A 24,847-nucleotide genomic window follows, 5' to 3' on the forward strand; every position below is an offset into this window, starting at 1 on the left:
GATAGCGGCCAACAGACTCAACAATCCGTTAGCAAAACGATATACTTGCGCGATTCGTTTTTCCTTTTATATATAGAGCCTTAACCTAAACCATGACAAATTCAACAAATGGCCCTGACGCGTCAACCTTCCAGGGCCTGATTTTCGCCCTTGAACGTTATTGGGCGGAACAGGGCTGTGTCATCCTGCAACCCTACGATATGGAAGTGGGCGCCGGAACTTTCCATACGGCGACTTTCCTGCGCTCCATCGGACCCGAACCGTGGAACGCCGCTTACGTGCAACCTTCCAGACGTCCGACCGACGGCCGTTATGGCGACAATCCCAATCGGTTGCAGCACTACTACCAATTCCAGGTAGCGATGAAACCGTCACCGCTGAATATCCAGGAACTCTACCTTGGCTCACTGGAGATGCTCGGTCTGGATAGTAAGGTGCACGATATCCGCTTTGTTGAAGATAACTGGGAATCTCCCACCCTTGGGGCCTGGGGCCTCGGCTGGGAGGTGTGGCTGAATGGTATGGAAGTGACCCAGTTTACCTACTTTCAGCAGGTTGGCGGCATCGATTGCCGCCCGGTGACCGGCGAAATCACCTATGGGCTGGAGCGTATCGCCATGTATCTGCAGAACGTGGAGAGCGTATTCGACCTGGTCTGGACTCATGGCCCGGATGGTCCGGTCACCTATGGCGATGTGTTCCATCAAAATGAGGTGGAGCAATCCGCCTACAATTTCGAACACGCAGATGTCGAGTATCTATTCGGTCATTTCGACCAATGCGAAAAAGAGAGCAGCAAATTGATAGAACTGGGCCTGCCCCTGCCCGCTTACGAGCAAGTGCTCAAAGCGTCCCATGCCTTCAACCTGCTGGATGCCCGGCATGCTATCTCTGTGACCGAACGTCAACGCTACATACTGCGGGTCCGCACGCTGGCACGGGCCGTTGCACAAGCCTATTACGAGGCCCGGGAAAAACTGGGCTTCCCCATGCTTAAAAGCCAAGAGGAGCTAGCCCATGGCTGACAATTTCGTCAGGAATGAAATTGGACGGCCGGAGGCCGCCCGCAGGGATCGCGCCATGGAAGGCACGAGTCACTGTGCCGATCTGTTGTTTGAACTCGGTACCGAGGAGTTGCCACCGGTTGCCCTGAAAAAACTCTCCGACGCCCTGACGAACGCATTTGTGGAGGGACTGCAGCGGGCAAATCTGTCGCATGGCCCGATTCACGCCTATGCCACACCGCGTAGGCTCGCCATCTGGGTCGAGGCGTGTGCCACCGCACAGCCGGATCGTGAAATCGAGCGTCGCGGACCGTCTGTACAAGCCGCCTTCGACGCCGACGGCAATCCCACCAAGGCCGCCGAAGGTTTCGCCCGCTCCTGCAATACCGGTGTGGAGCAGCTGGAGCGACTCACCACCGACAAAGGCGAATGGTTGGTCTACAAGATACAAGAGCAGGGAAAACCGACCACAGAGCTCCTGCCCGGTATTGCCGAGGAATCCCTCAACCGACTGCCGATCCCCAAGCGTATGCGCTGGGGTTCGTCGGAAGCGCAGTTTGTCCGGCCGGTGCAGTGGCTGCTGTTCCTATTGGGTAAAGACGTGGTGCGGTGCCGCCTGTTGGATACCGATGCCGGAAACCTGACCCATGGCCACCGTTTTCATCATCCGCAAGCGATCCGGATCGACAGCCCGGCCCAATATGAAGAAACCCTGCGACAGCAGGGCAAGGTGATTGCGGATTTTGAGCAGCGGCGCGAGAAAATCCGTCAACAGGTTACCCAGACGGCCGATGCCATCGGCGGACAGGCACCCATCGACGAAGCGCTACTCGATGAAGTGACTGGCCTGGTGGAATGGCCGGTACCCATCTCCGCTGGTTTCGAAGAGCGTTTTTTGCAAGTACCCCATGAAGCGCTCATCAGCACCATGAAGAAAAACCAGAAATATTTCCATCTGGTTGACCATCAAGGCCAGCTGATGAATCACTTCATCACTATCGCCAACGTCGACAGTCCGCGACCCGAATTGATCAAAGAGGGTAACGAGCGGGTCGTTCGCCCCCGCTTAAGCGACGCCATGTTCTTTTGGCAGCAGGATGGCAAACAAACCCTGTATAGCCGCATCGATTCGCTTAAGACTGTCCTGTTCCAGCAGCAGCTCGGCTCCATGTACGACAAAAGTGTCCGTGTCGCCGCGCTGGCCGGCAATATTGCCGACCGGATAGGTGGCGACCGGGCGCAGGCGGAGAAGGCTGCCATGTTGAGCCGGTGCGACCTGATGACCGAGATGGTCTTCGAGTTTCCCGAGATGCAGGGCATCATGGGGCGCTATCAGGCGAAGCGTGACGGTGAGACCGATGAAGTAGCGCAAGCGCTGGATGAATTCTACATGCCGCGTTTTTCGGGCGACACCTTGCCCCAAACCCGCACCGGTATCGCCATTTCACTGGCGGAGCGTCTGGATACCCTGGTCGGTATTTTCGGCATCGGCATGAAGCCCACCGGCGATAAGGATCCGTTCGCCCTACGGCGTGCCGCATTGGGCGTGCTGCGTGTCATGCGTGAGCACTCGCTCGCCCTGAATCTTAAACAATTGCTGGAACAAGCGGTGGAGCTGCTTAAACCGGCGGTCACCGAGGCAAACTGCAGTGACCAGGTCTACGCCTTTATGCTGGAACGCCTCAAGGGGATCTACCTGGAGCAACAGATACCGGTGGATCTATTCGAGGCCGTCGCCGCCACCCGACCTGATTCGGTTGCCGATTTTGATCGACGCATCGGTGCCGTCACCACCTTCAAGTCACTGCCGGCGGCTGAGGCGCTGGCCGCCGCAAATAAGCGTATTCACAACATCCTGAAAAAGAGTGAAGAGCGTATACCGACTGAAGTAGATCCTAATCTATTTGATTCGCCTCAGGAACAGACCCTGTTCACGGAGGTTCAGCAAAAGGGTGAGCAGGTAGCGCCATTAATGGCAGAAGCCGCCTACGAGCAGGTGTTGCAGACCTTGGCAACGCTGCAGGAGCCGGTCGATCAGTTTTTCGACCATGTGATGGTGATGGCGGACGATCCGGCTATCCGATCCAACCGTCTGGCCCTGCTTAACCGACTCAATCGGCTGTTTCTCGGTGTGGCAGATATTTCCATCCTACAGATATCGTACAGCGATGCACAGATATCCGGCAGATAGAGCTGATAAATCCGTAGTAAGTACTTGCTGACAAAGATGTTATGAAGCTCATAATCCTAGATCGAGACGGCGTCATCAATGACGATTCAGATGCTTTCATCAAATCGCCTGATGAGTGGAATCCCATACCCGGGAGTCTTTCTGCCATCGCCAAACTGAACCAGGCCGGCTACCGGGTAGCGGTTGCCACCAATCAGTCCGGCTTGGCGCGAGGCCTCTTCACCATTGATGAACTGAATGCCATCCACAAGAAGATGCACCTGGCCGTAGCCAGTGAAGGTGGACGAATCGATGGCATCTTTTTCTGTCCCCACGGTCCTGACTCCGCCTGCGACTGCCGTAAGCCCAAGCCGGGATTGCTGCAGCAGATCGCTGAACGGTTTTACACGAATCTGGAAGGGATTCCCTGCATCGGGGACAGCCTGCGCGATCTGCAGGCCGCCCAAGCCGTGGGCGCGACCCCCATCCTGGTGCGTAGCGGCAAAGGCTTAAAGACGGCAGCAGATCCGCAACTCGATCCCGCTATCCCCATCTATAACAACCTCAGTGAAGCAGTCGCTGCCTTACTCGAACAAGAAGAAGTGAATACATGATTCTGATCCGCTCTCTACTCTATCTTCTGAGCATGGTGATCACGACGGTAATCCTGGCGGGCTTGTTGTCCATCATTGGCTGGATTCTCCCCTACCGTCGGCGCTGTCAAATCGCCAATGCCTGGGGCGGCGTCAATCTCTGGTGTCTCAAGTTTTTCTGCCGTCTCGATTACCGGATTGAAGGCCTGGAGAAGATTCCCGAGCACGGTGCCATTATTCTGGCTAAACATCAATCGGCATGGGAAACCATGGCGTTGCGTGCCCTGCTTCCCCCCGAACAAGCCTGGGTTCTAAAACGGGAACTGATGTGGATACCCTTCTTCGGTTGGGCCGCCGCAACGGTACAGCCGATCGCTATCAACCGCAAAGCCGGCCGTAAAGCGGCACGCCAAGTGATCGATATCGGCATCGAACGGTTAAAGCAGAAGCGACTGGTGGTGATCTTTCCTGAGGGTACCCGGGTTGCACCTGGTGAGCACAAAAAATACGGCATGGGTGGTGCCTTGCTGGCTGAAAAAACTGGCGTACCTGTCATCCCTGTTGCGCACAACGCGGGAACATTCTGGCGCCGGCGTGATATTCGAAAATACCCCGGTACCGTAGAAGTTGTGGTTGGAGATCCCATCCGGACGACTGGACGAAAGGCGGCCGATATCAACAATGAAGTCGAAAGCTGGATCGAACAGACTATGTCACACATACAGTAATACGATAGTGGGCATTCACTAACCATAGTATTTTGGAAGGTACTCAAGCTGTCGATGCACCATTCTTAAAGGTTTTCGACAGGTATAAAAAAAGGGGCCAACAGGCCCCTTTTTTAGGACTGAGTCCACTATCAGACATCCAGGTTTTCGACCGTCAGGGCGTTCTTTTCGATAAAGTCCCTTCTCGGCTCAACCTGGTCACCCATCAAGGTGGTGAATATCTCATCTGCTCCCACCGCATCCTCGATATTTACCTGTAATAAGCGTCTCGACTCTTGGTTCATCGTGGTTTCCCAAAGCTGTTCCGGATTCATCTCCCCAAGCCCTTTGTAGCGCTGGATATGTTGTCCCCGTTTCGCCTCTTCCATCAGCCAACTCAGGGCTTGGGAAAAACTGTTGATATCATTCTGCCTCTCGCCACGCTTAATATAAGCGCCATCAGAGAGTAACCCATCAAGCTTTTCACCCATCTCTGCCATTCTTCGATAATCGCTGCTGGCGAAGAAATCCAAGGGGATAGCCGTCTCCGTATTAATGCCGTGAACAAACTGGGTGACATTGATTTGCGCCGCCTGGTCTTCGGAAGCATTTTGGTGGCGAAGTTCAAAACGGTTGGAAATATTTTGTTCCGCGTTGAGCCTGGATTCCAACTCCTTAAGCCATTCATCAAAAGCTTGTTGATTCGCCATGAGTTCTTCCGTGACGCGCGGCATATAGATCAGCTTTTCAACCACGGAGGCATCATAACGCTTGCCGATACGCTTTACTGTCGCCATGGTGGAGAGGTGCTGTTTCGAAAGCTCTTCAAGCGATACCCCGGACAGTGGGGGAGCCTCTTGACTCACATAGAGCTCCGCGTTATCCAATGCCGCCTGCAACAGGTATGCATTCAAATCATTATCATCTTTCAGATACTGCTCTTGCTTGCCTTTTTTTACTTTATAAAGCGGTGGCTGGGCGATATAGATATGCCCCCTTTCGATCAGCACATGCATCTGACGATAAAAGAAGGTCAATAACAGGGTCCGGATGTGCGCACCATCGACGTCAGCATCCGTCATGATAATAATACGGTGATAGCGCAATTTATCCGGGTCAAACTCTTCCCGCCCAATTCCGCAACCCAAAGCGGTAATCAACGTGCCTACTTCGGCAGAGGAAAGCATCTTGTCGAAACGCGCTTTTTCCACATTCAATATCTTTCCCTTGAGGGGTAGAATCGCCTGGGTTCTCCTATCACGCCCCTGCTTTGCAGAGCCACCGGCCGAATCACCCTCCACTAGGTATATCTCGCACAATGAGGGGTCTTTCTCCTGGCAGTCAGCCAGCTTTCCCGGTAAACCGGCCACGTCCAGTACGCCCTTTCGACGCGTCATTTCGCGGGCTTTTCTTGCCGCTTCCCTGGCACGGGCCGCTTCAATCATTTTTCCGGCAATTTGTTTTGCTTCGCCAGGATTTTCCAACAGGAATGCGCTAAGTCGATCAGCCAATACCGACTCCACTATTCCCTTCACTTCGGATGAGACCAGTTTATCTTTCGTCTGCGATGAAAATTTGGGATCAGGAACTTTAACCGAGAGCACGGCCGTCAAACCTTCCCGTGCATCATCTCCAGATGTGTTTACCTTCTGTTTTTTATCCAAACCAGCCTGGTCGATATATTGATTCAATGTACGCGTCAACCCGGCTCGAAAGCCAGCCAGGTGGGTACCACCATCCCGCTGGGGAATATTATTGGTAAAACAGAAAATATTCTCTTGGTAGGACTCATTCCACTGCATGGCCAGTTCTACCACCACTTCATCCTTTTCGATCGAAAAATCGAAAACCGTTTCATGCAGTGGCGTCTTCTTTCTATTCAGATGTTCCACGAATGCCTTGATACCACCCTCATACTCAAACACATCTTGTCGATCATTGCGTTCATCGGTCAACTTGATGCGGACGCCGGAGTTCAGAAACGAGAGTTCCCGCAGACGCTTAGCCAGCAGGTCATAGTGATATTCAATATTGGTGAAGGTCTCTTTGCTGGCTTTAAAGATGATCTCCGTACCCGACTTATCCGTATCACCCACCACGGCCAAGGGTTCCTGAGGTTCACCATGCACATACTCTTGATAATGGGTGTGGCCGTTACGGTGGATATAGAGTTTCAGGTTTTCTGAAAGGGCATTCACTACCGATACGCCGACCCCGTGCAATCCGCCAGAAACCTTATAGGAGTTATCATCAAATTTCCCGCCAGCGTGTAGCACGGTCAGGATCACTTCTGCTGCTGACCTACCCTCTTCCGGATGAATGTCGACGGGAATACCGCGGCCGTTATCCGTTACTTTAACGGTTTCATCATCGATAATAGCAACCGTTATCTCCGTACAATAACCCGCCAAGGCTTCATCGATAGAGTTATCCACAACTTCAAACACCATGTGATGAAGACCGGTGCCATCATCGGTATCACCAATATACATACCCGGCCGTTTTCGTACCGCATCCAGACCTTTCAGCACCTTGATATTTGACGAGTCGTAGCTCATATATAACTCCTATTTGCGAACGGCCTATTATACACCAAGACGCATTTTCATTTGTTCTTAAATCAAGAATGTTCCACGTGGAACAGTCACCCACGATTGCCCATCATTAAAGAATTCTGCCACCATCAATTTTTATATGATGTGTATCCTCGTTAGTGGCAGATAGAGGCGCATCCGTAGCCGTAATAAAGGCCTGGCATCCTAATCCCGCTATACGATTCATCAATATTCTTCTGTTGGCATCATCCAATTCGGACACAAGATCATCCAACAACAAAATGGGATAGATTCCCGTGAGGTGTTCCGTAATAGCGGCTTGAGCCAAGTGAAGTGCGGATATGATCATCTTTTGTTGTCCACGCGATATGGAGGTAAAGGCTGAGCGTCCATCATAGGCGAGTTTGATATCCGCACGTTGTGGACCATTTTGGGTAAATCCTTGCCGGATATCCGAACTCTCCTTTTGCTGTAAAGCCTCTACCAGTGATATCCCATCATCCCAGCCTCTCTTCCAAGTCATGGCTATGGACGCACCGATTTGCAAAAAACCCAACTCTTTTTGGAATTGCTCATTGAGATGCTTGAAATAGATCTCTCGTAAACTATTTAGGGACTCACCTGAACTGCCTACGATTCGATTCCAACTCCCCACAGTTGAGGGCTTGCTTCTTAACAGATGGTTACGCTGTCGCAACGCTTTATAGAATTTTTTGTAGGTTTCGTAGTAAGCATGTTCCACGTGGAACACACCCCACTCTATAAAACGCCTTCGATATTCCGGACCTCTCTCCAGTATTTCATGGGAGAGCGGGGTTAAAATCTGTAACGGGGTCATTTTCGCAATGGTAGAGACTTGATTAATACGCTGCCCATCTACTTTGATTTCAGTTTGGGAGCCGCTTTTCTGTATACCAATTCGGTGTTCTCGATCCGTATGAGTATTGGCGAATAGTGTTAATGAACGCTCACCGTGCTGTACCACCGGACCGAATCGGGTAGTGCGAAAAGAGCGCCCCCTGCCGAGCATATAGATGGCTTCCAGAAGAGAACTTTTACCTGAACCGTTTTTTCCTGATATATAGTTGATACCGGGAGAAAACTGGACATCAGCCTCAGTGATATTTCTGAGATGATGTATTGTCAGACGATTGATAGTCACGGGAGATACCCGCAAGCATGTCGAAAATATGGGTTGGACGTTAGGGACTGGCTTACTTCGCCAGTCCCTATCCGATAACTATAGACGCATCGGCATAATGACGTAACGGCACTCGTCGTTTTCCATATTCTGAATAAGGCAGCTACTGTTTGAATCACTGAGTGACAGTTTGACAGATTCAGTATCGATAACATTAAGAACTTCAATCAGATAACCCACATTGAAACCAATCACCAGTTCTTCTCCCTGGTAGTTGATCTCCATTTCGTCTTCCGCTTCTTCCTGTTCCGGATTGTGTGCAAGTAGCTTTAGTAATCCGCTAGTAAACTGGAACCTTATTCCACGATACTTTTCATTGGACAGTATCGATGTACGCATCAACGCCTGCTTCAACTGGTCCCGATCGGCGGTAATCTCTTTATCTGTGTTGGTAGGAATAACCCGCTGATAATCTGGAAACTTCCCATCGATAAGTTTTGACGTGAAACTGGTTTCCCCGAAAGCAAAGCGGATATGGTTACTGCTCACATCGATATTGATCAAATCATCCGAATCACTCAAGAGTCGGGCCAATTCCAATACAGCCTTCCTGGGTAGAATCACCTGTAACCCTGTTTCCTCGCCCAGTGCACACTCTGCCTCGCTTAATGCCAAGCGATGTCCATCAGTGGCGACGGCCCTGATCGTGCCTTGACCCAGTTCTATCAACAATCCGTTCAGATAGTAACGAACATCCTGTATCGCCATGGCAAACTGAGTTTTTTCTATCAACCGTTTTAATAACTTTTGCGTCACCGTAAAAGAGTGGCTGCTCGCAGAAGGCTCGATAGAAGGATAATCATTAGCGGGGAGTACTCCCAGTGTGAATCGGCTGCGTCCGGACTTAATAACCACACGCTCATTTTCCACATTGAGCTCCATGGTCGATTCTTCCGGAAGCGCCTTACAGATATCCAGCAACTTTCTGGCCGGAAGAGTGAAATCGGATTCACTATCACAGTCAACAACCGCCGAGGTTTTCATCTCCACTTCCAGATCGGTTGCTGTGATGTTGATTTTCCCATTGCCTGCGTTGATCAAGACATTGGCGAGAATCGGGAGGGTCTGTCTTCTTTCAACAACACCACCGACCTGTTGCAGTGGCTTAAGCAGATTATCCCTTGTGGTAACGATCTTCATGTCGAAGTACTCTTTAATAGATATAAATTATTTATATAGATTTACTGTTATTATTACACAGCCAAAATATTGTTGATCAACTAGATATTCTTCTTATTTTTCAATATCTTGTATGTGTTTTTAACTGTTGATAACATCCGTATGAATCATGAATGAGTTGTTGGCCATCTGTGGATAACTAAAGCATGCTGTTTTGTCGCAAAAACATCAACAGTTTATCCACATTAACTGGTAAGAGTTCTTAACAGGTTTCCATAATCCTCTTCAACACGGTGATCCCCCTCTTTCAGCTCCGCTATCTTGCGTGTCGCATACAGCACGGTAGTATGATCCCGCCCGCCAAAAGCTTCACCAATTTCCGGTAAGCTATGATTGGTCAGTTCCTTTGCCAGTGTCATGGCGATTTGACGCGGCCTGGCAATCATACGACTTCGCTTCGATGAGAGTAGCTCGGAAGTACGTATTTTGTAGTATTCGGCCACCGTCTTTTGGATATTTTCAATAGTGACCTGTTTGTCTTGGGCTGCCAGCATATCGCGCAAGGCATCCTTGGCAAACTCCTGGGTAATGGGTCTTCCGGTGAATTCGGCATTGGCGATGATCCTACGCAAGGCTCCTTCCAATTCACGGATATTTGAACGGACCCGTTTGCCGATGAAAAAGGCTACTTCGTTGGGTAGGTCAACACCGAAAAGCTGGTCTGCCTTACTCTTGAGAATGGCTACTCGGGTTTCCAGATCGGGTGGCTCGATGGCAACCGTCAATCCCCAGCCAAAACGGGATTTAAGGCGTTCCTCCAATCCGGATACCTCTTTCGGAAAACGGTCGCTGGAGAGAATAATTTGTTGCTGTGATTCAAACAGCGCGTTAAAGGTATGGAAAAACTCCTCTTGTGATCGCTCTTTGCCGGCAAAAAACTGTACGTCATCGATGAGTAGCGCATTTACATTTCGAAAACGTCGCTTGAATTCATCGATAGTGTTGTGCTGTAAAGCTTTTACCATTTGGGCAACAAACCCTTCGGAATGCACATAAACCACCCGGGCATTGGGATTGGTTTTGACAATCATGTTGCCGACGGCGTGCATAAGGTGGGTTTTACCGAGGCCGACGCCGCCGTAGATAAACAAGGGATTATAGGCCGTTCCGGGATTCTCGCCGATCTGGATTGAGGCAGCCCGCGCCAGTTGGTTTGATTTGCCCTCAACAAAGGTTTCGAAAACAAAGTTGGGGTTGAGATTACTGGGCATCGGCGCGTCGTCACTCTGCCGCACTCTGCTGCCTCGTTGAGGTTGACGGTTATCAACCGCATGGGATTGTATCGGCTGCATAACCGTTTTTTCCGAGGCCTTGCTACCGATCTCCAGCGAAACGGTAGGTGCATTGATACCGGCAATACTCTTCAGGTATTCGTTGATGTCGTTCAGGTAGTGATTTTGAACCCAGTTCAGGACAAACTGATTGGGTGCCAGCAAGCGTATGCTGTGGGCATCTTCAACGGACTGCAATGGGCGAATCCATGTATTAAATTGTTGTTGAGGCAGATCATGCTCAAGGTGATCGGTGCACTTGCTCCAAAAATTCACGCTTTATCTACTCTTTCTATTTTCTGCTTCGTGAAAAGAATTGCCTCCGACCACAGCCGTTCAGGGACCCGGCAATTTTGCTGCTGACCCTAATTGGTGTAAGTGATCGAATTGAGCCACAAGGATATCGGCTTGCTTTATTGTGATTACGGAAGGGTGTTCCGTACTGTGGAGGCAAAAGTTTACTCCGCTTTTATTCCCTTATCCACAGCTTTTACACCTTGATAAGTAGCGTCGAGAGTTCAGGCGAACCGATATAAAAGTAATCTTAACTATATGATTCTTTAAATTTTTAAGTATGGATAGACCGTTGTCGCGTCACGCAGGTCTTATCAGGAATATTTTTCTGGCAAGCAGAAAGGATCGTCTTATTGTTTCTGGGAAATCAGCGGTTTAGCCGAGGTTCCCGCGGCCTATTATTGTTGACATTCAATGGCGTGGCATCGTACTATACGCGCCCTTTTTTAGGGGCTTTTTCCTGTGCTTGTTTAGATCAGGCCCTGCTTAATTAATTACCTGGTATTTGTCATGAAAAGAACTTTTCAGCCGAGCAACTTGAAGCGTGCTCGTACTCACGGTTTCCGCGCTCGCATGGCGACACGTAACGGCCGCAAGATCATCAATGCGCGGCGTGCGAAGGGACGTGATCGTCTCGCACCCTGATATTCAGATCAGCTTTGCAAGCTAGCAAGGCGAGTTTCGGTCGGAATAGGCGGCTGGTTAAACCTGTTGAATTCAAACGGGTCTTTCAAAATTCTCGTCGGTCATCTGATCGTTGCTTTACGGTTCTTTTTTTGGCTAACGACACACCCCATGCGCGCTTGGGACTGGCGATAGCCAAGAAAATTCTAAAGCGAGCCGTTGACAGAAACCGGGTCAAGCGTTTGATCAGGGAGAGCTTTAGACTTAAGCAGCACGATTTGGCGGGTTTGGATCTGGTTGTCATGTGTGCTCGCGGAATAGACCTTTCCAATAAGCATTTGCTGCGGGATTCTCTCGATAGACACTGGATGAAAGCAGCGCAAGCCCTCCCTACTGTCAGGAATTGAGTCAGAAAAAATCTCCGTTTGATGATGATTTCAGTCCATAATAACGCCTTTGCCAACCGGCCGATGCCACTTCCAAATTCGAGTTTGAGATAGTCCATGGATAATCTTCGCCTGATACTGTTTTTCGCACTGGCTTTAGTTTTGATGATGCTGTGGCAGGCGTGGGAAAAGGACTACGGCGCTAAACTTCAGGTGGCTGCCACCACGGAGGTGGCAACCGGCCAGAGCGATACAAAAACAGCGGCTGTCCCCGGTGCGATACCGGATACGCCGGCGGTTACCGGTAGTCAGCCCTCTTCCGTGCCGGCGGTTTCGGATACCTCCGCGGTACCCACCTCGACCGCGTCGAATAAGTCGTCGGCAACCACGGTAAAAGTGAAAACCGATCTCTATACCATGGAGATTGGCACCATCGGCGGTAATGTGCTGAAGGTGTTCCTCAACGACTATCCCGCGTCACTGGGTGACAAAGAAAACAGTTTCCAACTGATGAAACCGGATGAACCGGACCTGTTTGTTGCCCAGTCGGGTCTGATTGCCGGTGCAGGCAGCACCGCACCCAGTCATGAAACTCCTTTTCAGGTCAGCAGCAACAGCTTTCAGCTGGCGGATGGCTCGGACCAGTTGAATGTGGATCTTTTCTGGACCAGTCCGGAGGGGGTCAAGGTAACCAAGCGTTTTACCTATCAGCGTGGTAGCTATCTGGTGACGGTACAACATATCGTGCAGAACGGATCCGACAAACCTTGGGTGGGTCGAGAGTACCGTCAACTGATGCGAACCGAACCGGAGAGCAATAGCGCTGCCTCTAAAGTGCTCTATACCTACACCGGTGGCGCCATCTACAGCGAAGAGAACAAATACGAAAAGATCAAGTTTGAAGAAATGGAGGAGTCGAAACTCTCCAGAGAAGTCAAGGGTGGCTGGATCGCCATGCTGCAGCACTACTTCCTTGGTGCCTGGATACCGGCGACTGATCAGACCGATACCTTTTATACGAATGTACTTGCCGGTAAGCGCTATGTATTGGGTGCCTATACCCAACCGGTGACTGTCGACAAGGGCGCCAGCCACACTTTCAGCAGCGGATTTGTCGCCAGTCCGAAACTGCAAGATGAATTGAAAGCGATCTCCAAAGGGCTGGATCTCAGCGTCGATTATGGTTGGTTGACGGTCATCGCCCAGCCGATCTTCTGGCTGCTCAAGCATATCCAGGCAATTGTGACCAATTGGGGCCTCTCCATTATCCTGCTGACCCTGCTCATTAAGGCGCTGTTCTATAAGCTCTCCGAAGCCAGCTATAAATCGATGGCCAACATGCGTCGCATGACTCCGCGCATCCAGGCACTGAAGGATCGCTTTGGTGAAGATAAAACACGGCTCAATGCCGCGATGATGGAGCTGTACAAGAAAGAGAAAATCAATCCGCTCGGTGGCTGTCTGCCGATTGTGGTGCAGATCCCCGTCTTCATCTCCCTGTACTGGGTGTTGTTGGAGAGCGTGGAGCTGCGCCAGGCACCGTTTATCTTCTGGATTCAGGACCTCTCCACCAAGGATCCCTATTTCGTGCTGCCGCTGGTCATGGGTATCTCCATGTTTATCCAGCAGAAACTGAATCCGGCACCACCCGATCCCATGCAAGCCAAGATCATGATGGCTTTGCCGGTGGTATTCACCGTCTTCTTCGCCTTCTTCCCCTCGGGTCTGGTGCTCTACTGGGTGACCAATAACGTGCTGTCGATATCGCAGCAGTGGTACATAACCCGAAAAATCGAACAGAACGCCGCCAAGGCTTGACCGGGTCAAGCCTGTGGATACGCAGGATTCCATTGCGGCCATCGCCACCCCGCCCGGAATGGGCGGGGTCGGTATCATCAGGATCTCCGGCAAGCTCGTCCGCACCGTCGCTGAAGCGCTCAGCGGTACACTCCCTCCGCCTCGCTATGCCCGCTTCGCCCGGTTTTCGGATAAGCAAGGCAACCTGGTGGATGAAGGTCTGCTGCTGTTTTTCCCCGCCCCCCACTCCTTTACCGGTGAAGATGTGTTGGAGCTGCAAGGTCACGGCGGACCGGTGGTTCTCGATCTGCTGTTACAACGTGTCCTGGAGTGTGGGGTGCGCCTGGCCCGCCCCGGTGAGTTCAGTCAGCGTGCCTTTCTCAACGGTAAGTTGGATCTGGCGCAGGCCGAGGCCATTGCCGATCTGATAGAGAGCGGTACCCGTGACGCCGCCCGGCTGGCGGTACGCTCCCTGGAAGGTGAATTCTCCAAGCGCATCCACCAGCTGGTCGAGCAGTTGATCCTGCTGCGCATGTACGTGGAGGCGGCGATCGACTTTCCGGAAGAGGAGATCGATTTTCTCTCCGACGGCAAAGTGGCCAATGATCTGGCGGCCATCGTTGCGTCTGTTGACGATGTGCAACGGAGTGCCCGTTTGGGACGCTTGATGCGCGATGGAATGACCCTGGTGATTGCCGGACTGCCCAATGCCGGCAAGTCCAGTCTGCTCAACTGCCTGGCCGGGCGCGATTCTGCCATCGTCACCGATATTCCCGGTACCACCCGGGACCTATTGCGCGAACAGATTCAGATCGACGGTATGCCACTACACCTGATCGATACCGCCGGACTGCGGGAGAGTCGCGACGCGGTGGAACAGGAGGGGATACGTCGAGCCCGGGAAGAGATCGCCAAGGCCGATCGTATCCTGTGGATATTTGACGACAAGCTGGATCCCGAGCATGAGGCATTCGATCGCAGCCTACTGCCGGCCGAGATACCGGTCACCTTTGTGCGCAACAAGATCGATCGCAGTGGCACGAAGGCGGGTCTCCGGGAAACGGATAGCGGTGTCGAGGTTGCGCTTTCTGCGAAGACGGGAGAAGGCGTGGAATTTCTGCGTGATCACCTCAAGCAGAGTATGGGCTTCAGTAGCGGGCAAGAGGGCGAATTCATCGCCCGACGTCGTCACCTGGATGCGATACAGCGGGCGAGTGAGCACCTGCTTACCGGACAGAAGGCCCTGCAAGGACAAGGATCCGGTGAGCTATTGGCGGAAGATTTACGCCAGGCGCAGTTGGCGCTGAGTGAAATCACCGGCGAATTTACGGCGGACGATCTACTGGGCCAGATTTTCAGCAGCTTTTGTATCGGTAAATAGGTACGTTCAGCCGAACCGCATCACAAATGTGTAGAAAAGGGTTGTCCTGATAGGTGTTGTTCGCCAAACTTTGCGCGGCGGATCAGATATCGCCCGACCCCGTTGTGAGAGCATGAAGTACCCTGGATAGGCTTTTATGATCACCCATGTTTCCCCTGACTCCTGAGCATTATCAATGGCTATTGCCGATACTGGCGACTTTAACCGTGTTGGTCGTCGTGTGGCTGTTTCGGAAACGCCTGGCGGCGGCAATGAATCAGCGGCAGATCGCCAATGCGATACAGCGCCTTGGACCCAAGTTGCATCGTGAACTGTTGGTACCTGACGGTATCGACGGTGTGCTGGTGGCCGATTACGTGGTACTGACACATAAGGGGATTCTGCTGGTCACGGTCAACTGGTACGAGGGGAATATTTTTGGCGGCAAAGACACCGATCAATGGACCCAAGTTTTACGTGGCGCTTCACACCGTTTTACCAATCCGCTGCATGAACTGCAGCTAATCTGCGCCACGGTGCGATCATTGGTCCCCAATATTCCGGTGAGTGGCATCGTGTTGTTTGCCGGTCACTGCACCTTCCCCAAGGATAAACCGGAGGGGGCGTGTCAGTTGACCGATCTACCCAGGCAGCGACGCAAGCAGGTGGTGCCACCCCGTTTTGAAACCGCTTGGGAGTTACTGTTGGCGAAGGCCAGGATGCTTCGGGTCAATTGAGTGACGACGTCTGTTGCGGCAACTGTTTGAGTTGCCGGCTGATCAGTTGCGAACCGAGCAACGACAGCACCACATAGAGGGCAAAGAACCAGAGACCCGCCTGGATCTCTGCCTGGGTCAAGCCGCCGGCGTTGTTGGAGAAAAAGGCCACTAAAATGGCCACCACAAAGACATCCGCCATGGACCATTTGCCGATGTGATGACTCAGATGCAAACCCCGTAGCGAGAGGTGGTGAGTGCGGCTGAACAGGGTTAGCCAGGCGACGGCGGTTTTCAGCAACGGCAGTATCACGCTGAACAGCAGCAGCAGCAGTGCCAGCCAGCGGTTGTTGTGTTCCCAGAGGCTGGTAACCGTGGTGATGACCCCCTTGGATTGAAATTGCAAAACGGTGTCGCCCAACACCGGTAACGTCTTACTGACCTCGACGGACAAGATGGGCGTTGTCAGGCCGACGACCAGTGCGATGACCGCTACGCTCAGCATGGCGTAACCGAGGTCACCCAGGCTGCGCCGGCGCAGCCAGGCGAATAGCAGCAGTAACGCCGCCATAACCAGAAACAGCAGCGTCAATTGCTGTACCGATGTTTTGTAGGCCGTCTGTAGCGACTTCTGCTGGTTGAGGCTTTCCAACTGCTGGCTGTATCCGTCATAGAGACCGAAACTCAGTACCTCCAGCAACTGCCGGCCACTGTTCTCCAACTGATTCGAGGCTTGCAATTGTTGGATGATGGCTAGGGTTTGCTGCTCATAGGCGGTTGCCTGTTCCCATGTCTTCCAGCCGCAACCCACCAAGCCGATCAGCAGCAGGCATAGCAGCAACTCATTCAGCGGTTTGTTCATGGAAAAAATTAACTCAATCGGTACGACTCGGTGCCCTACTCTATCGGGGAAACTCCGCACAATGCAAACCTCAAATACCCAGCTATCTGTACCGGATAACAGAAAGCACGATCTGTTAAGATGCGGCTAAAGCAAGCGGATCAGCAGAAGGAAACAACCATGTTGAAACTGGCATATGTAGGTGGACTCGGCATGATGGCCGGACCGGCCGCAACCCATTTGACCGTCGATGGTCCGGCACGGGTATTGCGGGTGCATGATCGGGGCAGTCAGGGTGGAACGCGTGATCAATACCGGGCGGACTGGGAGTCTCACGGCGCGGCGCTGGTGCCAACCTTGGAGCAGCTGGTCGGTGCGGGGGACTTGGACGGGGTGGTGGTTTGTGCCGGCAAGAACGGTGATGACGTCGCCATCATCAGTGATTTGACGGCCCGTTTAAGTGCCGTCTCAACCACCCGCCCCTTTATCCTGCACATCTCTACGGTGAGTCCCGATTTTGCCGAGGCGGCCACGGCCTTTTGCGCGAACCATCAGGTCGACTATGCCAACTACCCGCTAACCGGTGGTCCGTTGGGCGCACAGCTAGGTGGCGCCGATCCAAAGGGGATGCTGATCCTGGCCAGCGGTGATGAAGGGTTGTACCAGCGTCTACTACCGTTGCTGCAGCGACTGGGCCACCCCAAATACTTCGGCCATTCCCTCGCGGCGGGGGCGATTACCAAACTGATCGGCCACCATATGGTATTCAATGGATTGAACGGTATTGCCACAGCGGCCGCCATCCATGCCGACTGCTTCAATCAGGGACGTCTCGGCGGTAGCGAGCAGTCGGATTACCTCAGCTATCTTAACGGTGGTGCCGGCGGTACCCGGCAGTGGGACCTGGGACTCAGCAAGGGGATCGCAAGCGATAACTGGTCGCAAGGTTTCAGCATCCATCATGCGGTGGTGGATGCGATCTATGCGGCGCGACTGGCCGTGACCGCCGGCTTGCCGCGAATTTCGATTCAAGCCATGACCAACACCGCCTTCACCTTCGCCTATTTGCTGCATCGCTATCCCGGTCAAACTCTGGCCACCCATGCTGTGGCGCGTGAGATGATCCGTAACGGCAGTGCCGAACTGGATCGCTTCATGTCGGAAAGGGGCGCGTTTGCCGCCGATTCCGAAACGGTGATAGCGGCCGCTGCAGCCGCCCTGCCGGAGAAGATCCGTGCCTCGGCGTTGCTCGAGATCAGTGTCAGCCATTTTGAGGCCGGACTATCTTGAATGGCGCAGCGGCGATAGATCAGGGCAAGGCGCTGCGATGGTTTGAACGGCCGGCGGTTCTGCTGGTATTGACCACCCTGTTTTGGGGGGGCAATGCGGTGGTGGGGAAATTTGCGCTCCACTACATGTCGGGTATTGAGCTCTCCTTTTGGCGTTGGGTGTTGGCGTTTTTGATCCTGCTCCCCTTCGCCTGGCGCGCCTGCCTGCGTGATCTGGCCTATTATCGCCGCCATCTCTGGCTGCTGCTGTTCCTCGCCCTGCTCAGCGTCTCCCTCTACAACTCGTTGCAGTATCTGGCGTTGCAGTGGACCAGCGCCATCAATGTGGGGGTGGTAAGCGCCACTATGCCACTGGAGGTGTTCCTGCTTACCTGGCTGTTGGGTCAGGAGCGGGCCAACTGGCTGCAGAAGCTGGGCCTGCTGCTGGCGCTGTTGGGTGTCTGCTGGGTGGTTTCCCGCGGTGAGTGGCAGGTACTCGCCGGCTTGCAGTTGAATCCGGGCGATCTGTTGATGCTGACGGCGGTGTTCGGTTTTGCCATCTATTCGGTCTTGATGCGCAAACTGCCGCCGCAGTTGGATAAGCTGGGTCTGTTGCTGCTACTGATCTTTATCGGCGTACTCGGCATCCTGCCGTTCTATCTGTGGGATATCCATGGACGCGAAACCTTCAGCCTGAATGGCGATACCGCGCTGATCCTCGGATATGTCGCGATCTTCCCGTCACTGCTCTCTTACTACTTTTGGAATAAAGCGGTGCTACTCGGTGGTGCCAACCAGGCGGGGCTCTACACCAATCTGATCTCCGTGTTCGCCAGTCTGTTGGCGGTGATTTTTCTAGGTGAAGCGTTCCGCAGTTACCATGTGATCGGCATGACCACCATATTCTTCGCCATATTGCTCGCGACTTACGTCTCCAAGTGGTATTCCCAAACCCAACAACGGTAGAATAAACCCAATAAAATTCAGGTTTAGGGGAGAAGTACCATGAACAAGAGCATCCGGGGATCTCAAACCGAAAAGAATCTGTTGACCGCTTTTGCCGGTGAGTCCCAGGCACGCAACCGCTACACCTATTTCGCCGGTGTGGCGCGAAAAGAGGGCTTGGTACAGATTGCCGCCATCTTTGAAGAGACCGCCAATCAGGAGCAGGAGCACGCCAAACGCTTTTTCAAATTTCTCGAAGGGGGTGATGTAACGATCACCGAAACCTTCCCGGCAGGGCTGATCGGCAGCACATTGGAGAATCTGCGTCACGCGGCGGCCGGTGAAGAGCATGAGTGGACCGCGATGTATCCCGCCTTTGCTCAGACGGCCCGGGAAGAGGGCTTTAAGCAGGTGGCGGCGGCGTTTGAAGCGATCAGCGTCGCCGAGAAGCAACACCACAAGCAGTACCAGACCCTGGCCGACAACCTGGAGGCCGGGCTGGTGTTCAAGCGTAACGGCAAGGTGGTTTGGCGCTGCCGCAACTGCGGCTATCTGCATGAAGGCGAGACGGCACCCAATGTATGTCCCGCCTGTCTTCACCCGCAGGCGCATTTCGAACTGTTGGCCGAGAACTGGTAACCCTGACCAGATTGATACCTGCTTGCGTAGGGTGGGTACGTAGTTTGTATCCACCTTTTGCGATCATCCGCACCATCCACGTGGACACGAAAAACGTACCCACTCCGCCAGGCTGGTGCGGTTCGTCGCATCGCACGTGGACGGTTTCCCACCTGTGAGCATATGTCCCTCTTTCGGTTTCAGGCGCGGAAATTCCGTACCAGCCGGTGCAGCCGCTGGCGCTGTTGCGGGTCTGGCGCGGCACCATAGCGTAATGCGATGTAGAGCTGTACGATGGCACTGACCGATCGTTGCAGATCGGGGCGCTGGCGGATCACCCGGCGGGCAAAGTCCCGGGGTCCTTCGTGAGGCTGGCGCTCCAACCCCTTGCGGGCCAGGCGGCGGCAGAATTTTAGATAATCCCCCTGGACCGGATCGGGCCTCGCCCGACCGCGTAAATGCAGCAACAACATCAGCGCCGGTACCAGTGCGGCGATGCTGAGCACCATGGTCAGTGCCAGTTTGAAAGCGGAGAGTGAGCCGAAGCCCAGCCACTGCATCAATCGTTGCTGCTGATCCTTGGAGTAGCCGAGAATCCAGCGATGCCAGGAAGCGTTGGCGGCATCCACACCCAGGCGGAACTGTTTCGTCAACCGACCGAGGAGATCACTGCCGCCATGGGAGAAAACCAGCGGAATTCCCAGGCCGGCGTTTTCCGCCAGATCGAATTCAAAGGTACGTTCGATACGCTCCGGAGCCACGGCGGCGGTGGGGTCGATCCGGGTCCAGCCATTCTGCTCCAGCCACACTTCGCTCCAGGCGTGCGCATCTGACTGGCGTACGATCAGGTAGTTGCCCAGCGGGTTGCGCTCCCCGCCCTGATAGCCGGTCACCACCCGGGCGGGGATGCCGGCCAGACGCATCAATAGGGTGAAACTGGTGGCGTAGTGTTCGCAAAAACCACGACGGCTCTCGAACAGGAACTGGTCAACCGGATTGCTCTCCAGCTGCGGTGGGTTGAGGGTGTAGTAGAAGGGTTCACGGCGGAAGTATTGCAGGGCTCGCTCAACCAACTGCCGGTCGCTGTCCGTTTCACGCCGCCAGGTGGTCGCCAACGCCTGCATGCGTGGGGTGACGCTGTCCGGCAGCTGCAGTCCCAGGCGGCGCTGCCAGTCATCCAGCGGGCCGGTGTGGTAGCGCAGACGCGAGGTGGCGGTATAGCGGTGGCGCCGGTTACGGATATCCTTTGCCACGATCTGGAAGTCGGGCAGCAGGGTCGCTTCGCTGGGCAGCGTTTCCGGCAAGTCGAGGGCGTACAACCAGTCGTTGGACGACGGCTCCAGCGTCACCTGATAGCGGATGGGTGGGGCGTCGCTGCGGTAAGTGACCGGGCCTGTCCGGCCCAGCTGGGCGCGGGTCCAGCGTCTGCCGTCGGTTTGCCAGAGCACCGGTCCGCGCCAATAGCGCAATTGGGTTGGCGGCATCTCCCGGTCGAAGTCGACCCGAAAGGCCACGGCCCGGGAACGTATCAATTTGCTGATACTGCCCAGGCTGATGTTATCCGTCAGGCCGGTTTGGCCGGTGGAGTTGTCCACGCCGAGATTCCACAACGGTCCGCTGATGCGAGGAAAAAGAAAGAACAGCAGCAGCATGACCGGTAGTGCCTGCAGCGTCATACGCGTGGCATACCAGAGTGAGCGTAGCGGCCAGCCGCGGAGACTGTGTGATCGGCTCGCCTCGATCAGCAGACCGCTGAGGCCGATAACCAGCACCCACACATAGACCACCAACAGCATCCCCTGCTCGAACAGGAAGTGGGTGATCAGGGTGAAGTAACCGAGAAAAACCACCACATAGAGATCGCGCCGCTGGCGGCACTCCATCAGCTTCAGTCCGAGCATCAACGAGAGTAGTGCCACTTTGGCTTGCAGCCCTATCAACAGCGGGTAGACAGTGAAGGTCAGCGCCGCGCCGCTCAGTGTGACGGCCAGCAACAGCCAGCGTCCAAAGCGTAGTAGCGGTCGGTACAGGGTGGCCAGGCGTATCAGCAAGGCGGCCATGAAAGCCAGGGTGATCCGCAGGTCCAGGTGTGCGAAATGGGGCGCCACAACCAGTAAGCTGATCAGGCTAAGGGAGAGCAGGGAAGCGCGGCTGAGGGGGGGCGGATTCATGGCTGTTCCCCAAACAGCGCCAGGGCGGTCAGCGCGGCTTGGCGTTGTGTCTCGCCGCGGGCCGGCTTCAGCTGCAGATCCGGCAGGCGCAGGCCGAAATCCTGTTGTCTGCCAGCGGCGTCCAGCACCGCCCGGCAGAGCGCGCTGAGCCGGGCTTCGGTTTCCAGGCCGGGATACTGTTGCCAATCGATCCAAAGCAGGTCGGCCCGGTCGCCGCCAAACTGCTTGGTATGCAACCCCTGCTCCCGCGCCTGGGCCTTCCAGTCGATCTGGCGCGGGGAATCCCCGGGCCGGTAACTGCGCAAGCCGACAAAATCGTCGGTGCCTACCCCTTTGTCCCCCTGTTGGCTGGGTTGATAACTGGGCTGGCTGGACGCGGCAATGTGTGATCCGGGAGCCGGATAGACTAGTGTTTCGCTCGCCAGTTCCAGATAACTCCAGGCATAGAATAGGCCGAGTGGATAGCGGGTGGAGAGGGTGCAACGGGGCATGGGAAAACGTCCCCGGCGCTCGGCCCGTTGCATCAGAGTGAGGGTCTGTTCGCTACATGGCGGCAAGTCTTCGCTGACGCTCGCAGACGGGTCGAAATGGAGTTGAATGCCGGGTCGTTCTTCACTCCGGGTATTGCAGAGCTGAATCTCAAAGGAGGCAGGCTGACCTTTGAACACCGGTTCACAGCGGCCCGGTCGCAAGGTTAATCCGACCAGGTTGCGCCAGGTATGGAGCATGGTCACCATACCGAGACCGGCCAACAGGAAGGTGAGCAGGAAGCCGAGGTTGTTGGCGTAGTTGATGGACCCGATCCACATCAGTAACAGCAACAGGGCAAAGCCCAGGCCATAACGGGTGGGGATGATATAGATCTGTTGTGGGCCGACCCTGGCCACTCCCTGCGCATCGCTACGGCAGTGCCGAATAAAGCGCGGCGGTATCTGTAGCCTCATGGCAGTGGGACGGATTCCAGGAGAAACTGCGCCAGTCCGCTCCCCTCTTCCAGTCCGGTATCGCTACCGGAGTGCAGCCGATGAGCCACCGTGGCACTCAGCACGGCTTGCACATCTTCCGGTAGCACCTGCGGGTGGCCGGCTTGCAGGGCCCAGGCGCGGGCGCTATTGATCAGGGCCAGTCCCGCCCGGGGGGAAAGGCCGTGATGGAAACGGGGGCTGCTGCGACTGAATTTGAGCAGTGCCTGGATGTAATCCAACAACGCGTCCGACACATGGATACGTGCTACCTGTTGTTGCAGATTACGCAGCTGTTCCAAGGAGAGGCAGGGTTGGATCTGTTCCAGCAGCCGGCGCCGGTCTTCTCCACCTAACAGGATCCGCTCGGCCTGGGCGTCCGGATAACCGATATGGATACGCATCAGAAACCGATCCAGTTGTGACTCCGGCAACGCGAAGGTGCCGATCTGGTGTGCCGGATTTTGCGTGGCAATAACGAAAAACGGTTGTGGCAGACTACGGGTCTGGCCGTCGATAGTCACTTGCCGCTCTTCCATGGCTTCCAGTAAGGCGCTCTGCGCCTTGGGCGTGGCCCGGTTGATTTCATCCGCCAGCAGCAGTTGGGTAAAGACCGGACCGGGGTGGAACTGGAATGTCTCCTCTCCCCGATGGTAGACCGAGACGCCGAGGATATCGGCCGGCAGCAGGTCGCTGGTGAACTGAATGCGTTGGTATTGCAGGCCCAGCAGTCTGGCCAGGGTATGGGCCAGAGTGGTTTTGCCGACGCCCGGCAGATCCTCGATCAATAGATGGCCATTGGCCAACAGGCAGGTGAGGGCCAGACGCAAGGTCTGCTCCTTGCCGATAATGACGCTTCCGGCTTCCGCCACCACCTGATCCAGCAACCGCTTCATAATCACTCCTTACATGGACCCACCTCTGTATTGTAAAGGACTTTTTATGACGGAAAACAGGTCACGACTGCACACTTACATACGGCCTATCGATGGCGTTCTGAATCCGCCTGGCCCTGATGGAAACCGCGCTCTTGCTCCTCATCTGTTAGTCGGCTGTGCTCTGGAAGCGAGCCCTTTGATTATCCAGGTTCTGCAAGAGCCGGTCTGACCTGTGAAACCATCACTCAATCATCATACGCGTCGTTTTGATCGGGTAGAATTCCTCCATTCATGCTGCTGGCTGATAAGTAGTGCCACGAACCATCAAAGCCCAGATGATACGGGCGTTTTTATTAGCGAGCGCGACACAAGCCCGATTAAATCCACGCCGTGCAGAGAGCGCCCGCAACCAGCGGCTTCTGGGATCATCCTTGCCGCGGCTGTATCGAAGCACTGCCCGGGCTCCATGAATCAAAAGGGTGCGCAAGTATGTATTGCCCCGCTTGCTAATACCGAGGAGCCGCGTTTGACTGCCACTGGAGTGTTGTCGCGGAACCAGGCCAAGCCAGGCCGCCAGTTGTCTGCCGTTGCGGAAGACGCCTGCGTCGCCTACGGCAGAAACAATTGCTGTGGCCGCCATTGGACCGACACCGCTGACTTCTGCCAGTCGTTTACACAACGGATTGTCTCGAAAGGCCCTATCGATACGATGATCGTACTGGTTGATACGCTGTTCCAATTCACGCAGCTGTTCAAGCTGGTCAGTCATGAGTTCTCGGGTCAACATGGAGAGATCATTCTCCGCACTTTCAATGGCATCGATGATATTAGACTTAAAAGCAGACCGGCCGAGTGGGAGAAAAACCCCATACTCCCGAAGCAGGCCCCGCGTTTGATTGATGAGTGCCGTGCGCTCCCTTACGAGTCTTTCTCTGATGCGATGTATGGCCTGTATGTCCTGCTGTTCTATCGTCTTGGTTGGCACGAAACGCATGTTGGGACGAGTAACCGCTTCGCAGATTGCCTCTGCGTCATTGGCGTCGTTCTTGTTAGTTTTTACGTATGGCTTTACATACTGAGGGCTCATCTGACGAACAACATGGCCCAAGCGTTGGAGTTGGCGAGCCCAGTAGCTGGCGCTGCTACAGGCTTCGGTTCCTATAGTACAGCACGGCAGAGTGGCGAAGAAAGGCAAAAGCTTATTGCGGTTCAATCGCTTTTTGAACACGGTATGGCCGTGTTGATCTACCGCATGTACCTGAAATACGTTCTTGGCGAGATCGAGGCCGATAGTCTGTATATTCATA

At 54.2% G+C, this 24,847-nt stretch carries 21 protein-coding genes; 12 read left to right on the forward strand and 9 right to left on the reverse strand.

What is annotated here, in order from left to right:
• Positions 1 to 92: 92 nt before the first annotated feature.
• From glyQ to ACQY5R_RS07525, 4 genes are read left to right on the forward strand one after another with little or no spacing between them, the layout of a single operon-like run.
• Complete coding sequence (gene glyQ, locus ACQY5R_RS07510) at positions 93 to 1,025, forward strand: glycine--tRNA ligase subunit alpha (protein WP_428606472.1); 933 nt, start codon at positions 93 to 95, stop codon at positions 1,023 to 1,025.
• Positions 1,018 to 3,195, forward strand: a complete 2,178-nt coding sequence (glyS, locus tag ACQY5R_RS07515) for a glycine--tRNA ligase subunit beta (RefSeq protein WP_428606474.1) — start codon at positions 1,018 to 1,020, stop codon at positions 3,193 to 3,195. Before glyQ ends, glyS begins: the two co-directional genes overlap by 8 nt.
• Positions 3,196 to 3,236: 41 nt before the next feature.
• Positions 3,237 to 3,788, forward strand: a complete 552-nt coding sequence (gmhB, locus tag ACQY5R_RS07520) for a D-glycero-beta-D-manno-heptose 1,7-bisphosphate 7-phosphatase (protein WP_428606476.1) — start codon at positions 3,237 to 3,239, stop codon at positions 3,786 to 3,788.
• Complete coding sequence (locus ACQY5R_RS07525) at positions 3,785 to 4,495, forward strand: lysophospholipid acyltransferase family protein (protein WP_428606478.1); 711 nt, start codon at positions 3,785 to 3,787, stop codon at positions 4,493 to 4,495. The genes gmhB and ACQY5R_RS07525 overlap by 4 nt, the downstream gene beginning before the upstream one ends.
• Positions 4,496 to 4,626: 131 nt before the next feature.
• Here ACQY5R_RS07525 and gyrB read toward each other — a convergent pair whose 3' ends face one another.
• The 4 genes from gyrB to dnaA form a co-directional block, all read right to left on the reverse strand.
• Complete coding sequence (gene gyrB / locus ACQY5R_RS07530) at positions 4,627 to 7,032, reverse strand: DNA topoisomerase (ATP-hydrolyzing) subunit B (RefSeq protein ID WP_428606480.1); 2,406 nt, start codon at positions 7,030 to 7,032, stop codon at positions 4,627 to 4,629.
• Positions 7,033 to 7,138: 106 nt separating this feature from the next.
• The gene (gene recF, locus ACQY5R_RS07535) at positions 7,139 to 8,191 is read right to left on the reverse strand and encodes a DNA replication/repair protein RecF (protein WP_428606483.1); all 1,053 of its coding nucleotides are present in this window, start codon (positions 8,189 to 8,191) and stop codon (positions 7,139 to 7,141) included.
• A 78-nt stretch (positions 8,192 to 8,269) separates the two neighbouring features.
• Positions 8,270 to 9,370 carry a DNA polymerase III subunit beta gene (gene dnaN / locus ACQY5R_RS07540; protein ID WP_428606485.1) on the reverse strand — a complete coding sequence of 367 codons (1,101 nt, stop codon included), beginning with the start codon at positions 9,368 to 9,370 and terminating at the stop codon, positions 8,270 to 8,272.
• A 224-nt stretch (positions 9,371 to 9,594) separates the two neighbouring features.
• Positions 9,595 to 10,956 carry a chromosomal replication initiator protein DnaA gene (gene dnaA / locus ACQY5R_RS07545; RefSeq protein ID WP_428606488.1) on the reverse strand — a complete coding sequence of 454 codons (1,362 nt, stop codon included), beginning with the start codon at positions 10,954 to 10,956 and terminating at the stop codon, positions 9,595 to 9,597.
• Between the two features lie 528 nt (positions 10,957 to 11,484).
• On the opposite strand from dnaA, the gene rpmH reads away from it, so the two are divergent.
• From rpmH to ACQY5R_RS07570, 5 genes are all read left to right on the forward strand, one after another.
• Complete coding sequence (rpmH, locus tag ACQY5R_RS07550; RefSeq protein WP_428606492.1) at positions 11,485 to 11,619, forward strand: 50S ribosomal protein L34; 135 nt, start codon at positions 11,485 to 11,487, stop codon at positions 11,617 to 11,619.
• Between the two features lie 14 nt (positions 11,620 to 11,633).
• Positions 11,634 to 12,005, forward strand: coding sequence for a ribonuclease P protein component (gene rnpA / locus ACQY5R_RS07555; protein ID WP_428606494.1), 372 nt, complete (start codon positions 11,634 to 11,636; stop codon positions 12,003 to 12,005).
• Positions 12,006 to 12,101: 96 nt separating this feature from the next.
• Positions 12,102 to 13,802, forward strand: coding sequence for a membrane protein insertase YidC (gene yidC, locus ACQY5R_RS07560; RefSeq protein WP_428606497.1), 1,701 nt, complete (start codon positions 12,102 to 12,104; stop codon positions 13,800 to 13,802).
• Positions 13,803 to 13,815: 13 nt separating this feature from the next.
• Positions 13,816 to 15,162: a tRNA uridine-5-carboxymethylaminomethyl(34) synthesis GTPase MnmE gene (gene mnmE / locus ACQY5R_RS07565; protein WP_428606499.1), complete on the forward strand. Its 1,347-nt coding sequence runs from the start codon at positions 13,816 to 13,818 to the stop codon at positions 15,160 to 15,162.
• Positions 15,163 to 15,308: 146 nt separating this feature from the next.
• Complete coding sequence (locus ACQY5R_RS07570) at positions 15,309 to 15,878, forward strand: nuclease-related domain-containing protein (RefSeq protein ID WP_428606501.1); 570 nt, start codon at positions 15,309 to 15,311, stop codon at positions 15,876 to 15,878.
• Here ACQY5R_RS07570 and ACQY5R_RS07575 read toward each other — a convergent pair.
• Complete coding sequence (locus ACQY5R_RS07575) at positions 15,871 to 16,719, reverse strand: paraquat-inducible protein A (RefSeq protein WP_428606502.1); 849 nt, start codon at positions 16,717 to 16,719, stop codon at positions 15,871 to 15,873. The genes ACQY5R_RS07570 and ACQY5R_RS07575 overlap by 8 nt on opposite strands.
• A gap of 159 nt (positions 16,720 to 16,878) precedes the next feature.
• Between ACQY5R_RS07575 and ACQY5R_RS07580 the strand changes: the two genes are divergently transcribed.
• Genes ACQY5R_RS07580 through rbr form a run of 3 tightly spaced genes read left to right on the forward strand, consistent with a single transcriptional unit; the run spans position 16,879 to position 19,550 of the window.
• On the forward strand, positions 16,879 to 17,988 hold the full coding sequence (locus ACQY5R_RS07580) for an NAD(P)-binding domain-containing protein (protein ID WP_428606504.1): 1,110 nt from the start codon (positions 16,879 to 16,881) through the stop codon (positions 17,986 to 17,988).
• On the forward strand, positions 17,985 to 18,932 hold the full coding sequence (locus ACQY5R_RS07585; RefSeq protein ID WP_428606507.1) for a DMT family transporter: 948 nt from the start codon (positions 17,985 to 17,987) through the stop codon (positions 18,930 to 18,932). The genes ACQY5R_RS07580 and ACQY5R_RS07585 overlap by 4 nt, the downstream gene beginning before the upstream one ends.
• A 39-nt stretch (positions 18,933 to 18,971) precedes the next feature.
• Positions 18,972 to 19,550 carry a rubrerythrin gene (gene rbr, locus ACQY5R_RS07590; protein WP_428606509.1) on the forward strand — a complete coding sequence of 193 codons (579 nt, stop codon included), beginning with the start codon at positions 18,972 to 18,974 and terminating at the stop codon, positions 19,548 to 19,550.
• A 179-nt stretch (positions 19,551 to 19,729) separates the two neighbouring features.
• Here the strand turns inward: rbr and ACQY5R_RS07595 are convergent, their stop codons facing one another.
• The 4 genes from ACQY5R_RS07595 to ACQY5R_RS07610 form a co-directional block, all read right to left on the reverse strand.
• On the reverse strand, positions 19,730 to 21,700 hold the full coding sequence (locus ACQY5R_RS07595) for a transglutaminase TgpA family protein (RefSeq protein ID WP_428606512.1): 1,971 nt from the start codon (positions 21,698 to 21,700) through the stop codon (positions 19,730 to 19,732).
• The gene (locus tag ACQY5R_RS07600) at positions 21,697 to 22,644 is read right to left on the reverse strand and encodes a DUF58 domain-containing protein (RefSeq protein WP_428606514.1); all 948 of its coding nucleotides are present in this window, start codon (positions 22,642 to 22,644) and stop codon (positions 21,697 to 21,699) included. The genes ACQY5R_RS07595 and ACQY5R_RS07600 overlap by 4 nt, the downstream gene beginning before the upstream one ends.
• Positions 22,641 to 23,558 (reverse strand): AAA family ATPase, encoded by a 918-nt coding sequence (locus ACQY5R_RS07605; RefSeq protein ID WP_428606517.1) that lies wholly within the window; start codon positions 23,556 to 23,558, stop codon positions 22,641 to 22,643. Before ACQY5R_RS07605 ends, ACQY5R_RS07600 begins: the two co-directional genes overlap by 4 nt.
• 271 nt (positions 23,559 to 23,829) lie before the next feature.
• The gene (locus ACQY5R_RS07610; protein WP_428606520.1) at positions 23,830 to 24,846 is read right to left on the reverse strand and encodes an IS110 family transposase; all 1,017 of its coding nucleotides are present in this window, start codon (positions 24,844 to 24,846) and stop codon (positions 23,830 to 23,832) included.
• Between the last annotated feature and the right edge of the window lies 1 nt (position 24,847).

Origin of the sequence: Sedimenticola sp. (genome assembly GCF_050289425.1) — a bacterium.
Taxonomy (GTDB): Bacteria; Pseudomonadota; Gammaproteobacteria; order Chromatiales; family Chromatiaceae; genus Sedimenticola.

Bases quoted from the DNA above. Each gene is read 5' to 3' on its own strand.
- glyQ (WP_428606472.1), top strand. From the start codon at position 93: ATGACAAATTCAACAAATGGCCCTGACGCGTCAACCTTCCAGGGCCTG.
- glyS (WP_428606474.1), top strand. From the start codon at position 1,018: ATGGCTGACAATTTCGTCAGGAATGAAATTGGACGGCCGGAGGCCGCC.
- gmhB (WP_428606476.1), top strand. From the start codon at position 3,237: ATGAAGCTCATAATCCTAGATCGAGACGGCGTCATCAATGACGATTCA.
- ACQY5R_RS07525 (WP_428606478.1), top strand. From the start codon at position 3,785: ATGATTCTGATCCGCTCTCTACTCTATCTTCTGAGCATGGTGATCACG.
- gyrB (WP_428606480.1), bottom strand. From the start codon at position 7,032: ATGAGCTACGACTCGTCAAATATCAAGGTGCTGAAAGGTCTGGATGCG.
- dnaN (WP_428606485.1), bottom strand. From the start codon at position 9,370: ATGAAGATCGTTACCACAAGGGATAATCTGCTTAAGCCACTGCAACAG.
- rpmH (WP_428606492.1), top strand. From the start codon at position 11,485: ATGAAAAGAACTTTTCAGCCGAGCAACTTGAAGCGTGCTCGTACTCAC.
- yidC (WP_428606497.1), top strand. From the start codon at position 12,102: ATGGATAATCTTCGCCTGATACTGTTTTTCGCACTGGCTTTAGTTTTG.
- ACQY5R_RS07570 (WP_428606501.1), top strand. From the start codon at position 15,309: ATGTTTCCCCTGACTCCTGAGCATTATCAATGGCTATTGCCGATACTG.
- ACQY5R_RS07575 (WP_428606502.1), bottom strand. From the start codon at position 16,719: ATGAACAAACCGCTGAATGAGTTGCTGCTATGCCTGCTGCTGATCGGC.
- ACQY5R_RS07580 (WP_428606504.1), top strand. From the start codon at position 16,879: ATGTTGAAACTGGCATATGTAGGTGGACTCGGCATGATGGCCGGACCG.
- rbr (WP_428606509.1), top strand. From the start codon at position 18,972: ATGAACAAGAGCATCCGGGGATCTCAAACCGAAAAGAATCTGTTGACC.
- ACQY5R_RS07595 (WP_428606512.1), bottom strand. From the start codon at position 21,700: ATGAATCCGCCCCCCCTCAGCCGCGCTTCCCTGCTCTCCCTTAGCCTG.
- ACQY5R_RS07600 (WP_428606514.1), bottom strand. From the start codon at position 22,644: ATGAGGCTACAGATACCGCCGCGCTTTATTCGGCACTGCCGTAGCGAT.
- ACQY5R_RS07605 (WP_428606517.1), bottom strand. From the start codon at position 23,558: ATGAAGCGGTTGCTGGATCAGGTGGTGGCGGAAGCCGGAAGCGTCATT.
- ACQY5R_RS07610 (WP_428606520.1), bottom strand. From the start codon at position 24,846: ATGAATATACAGACTATCGGCCTCGATCTCGCCAAGAACGTATTTCAG.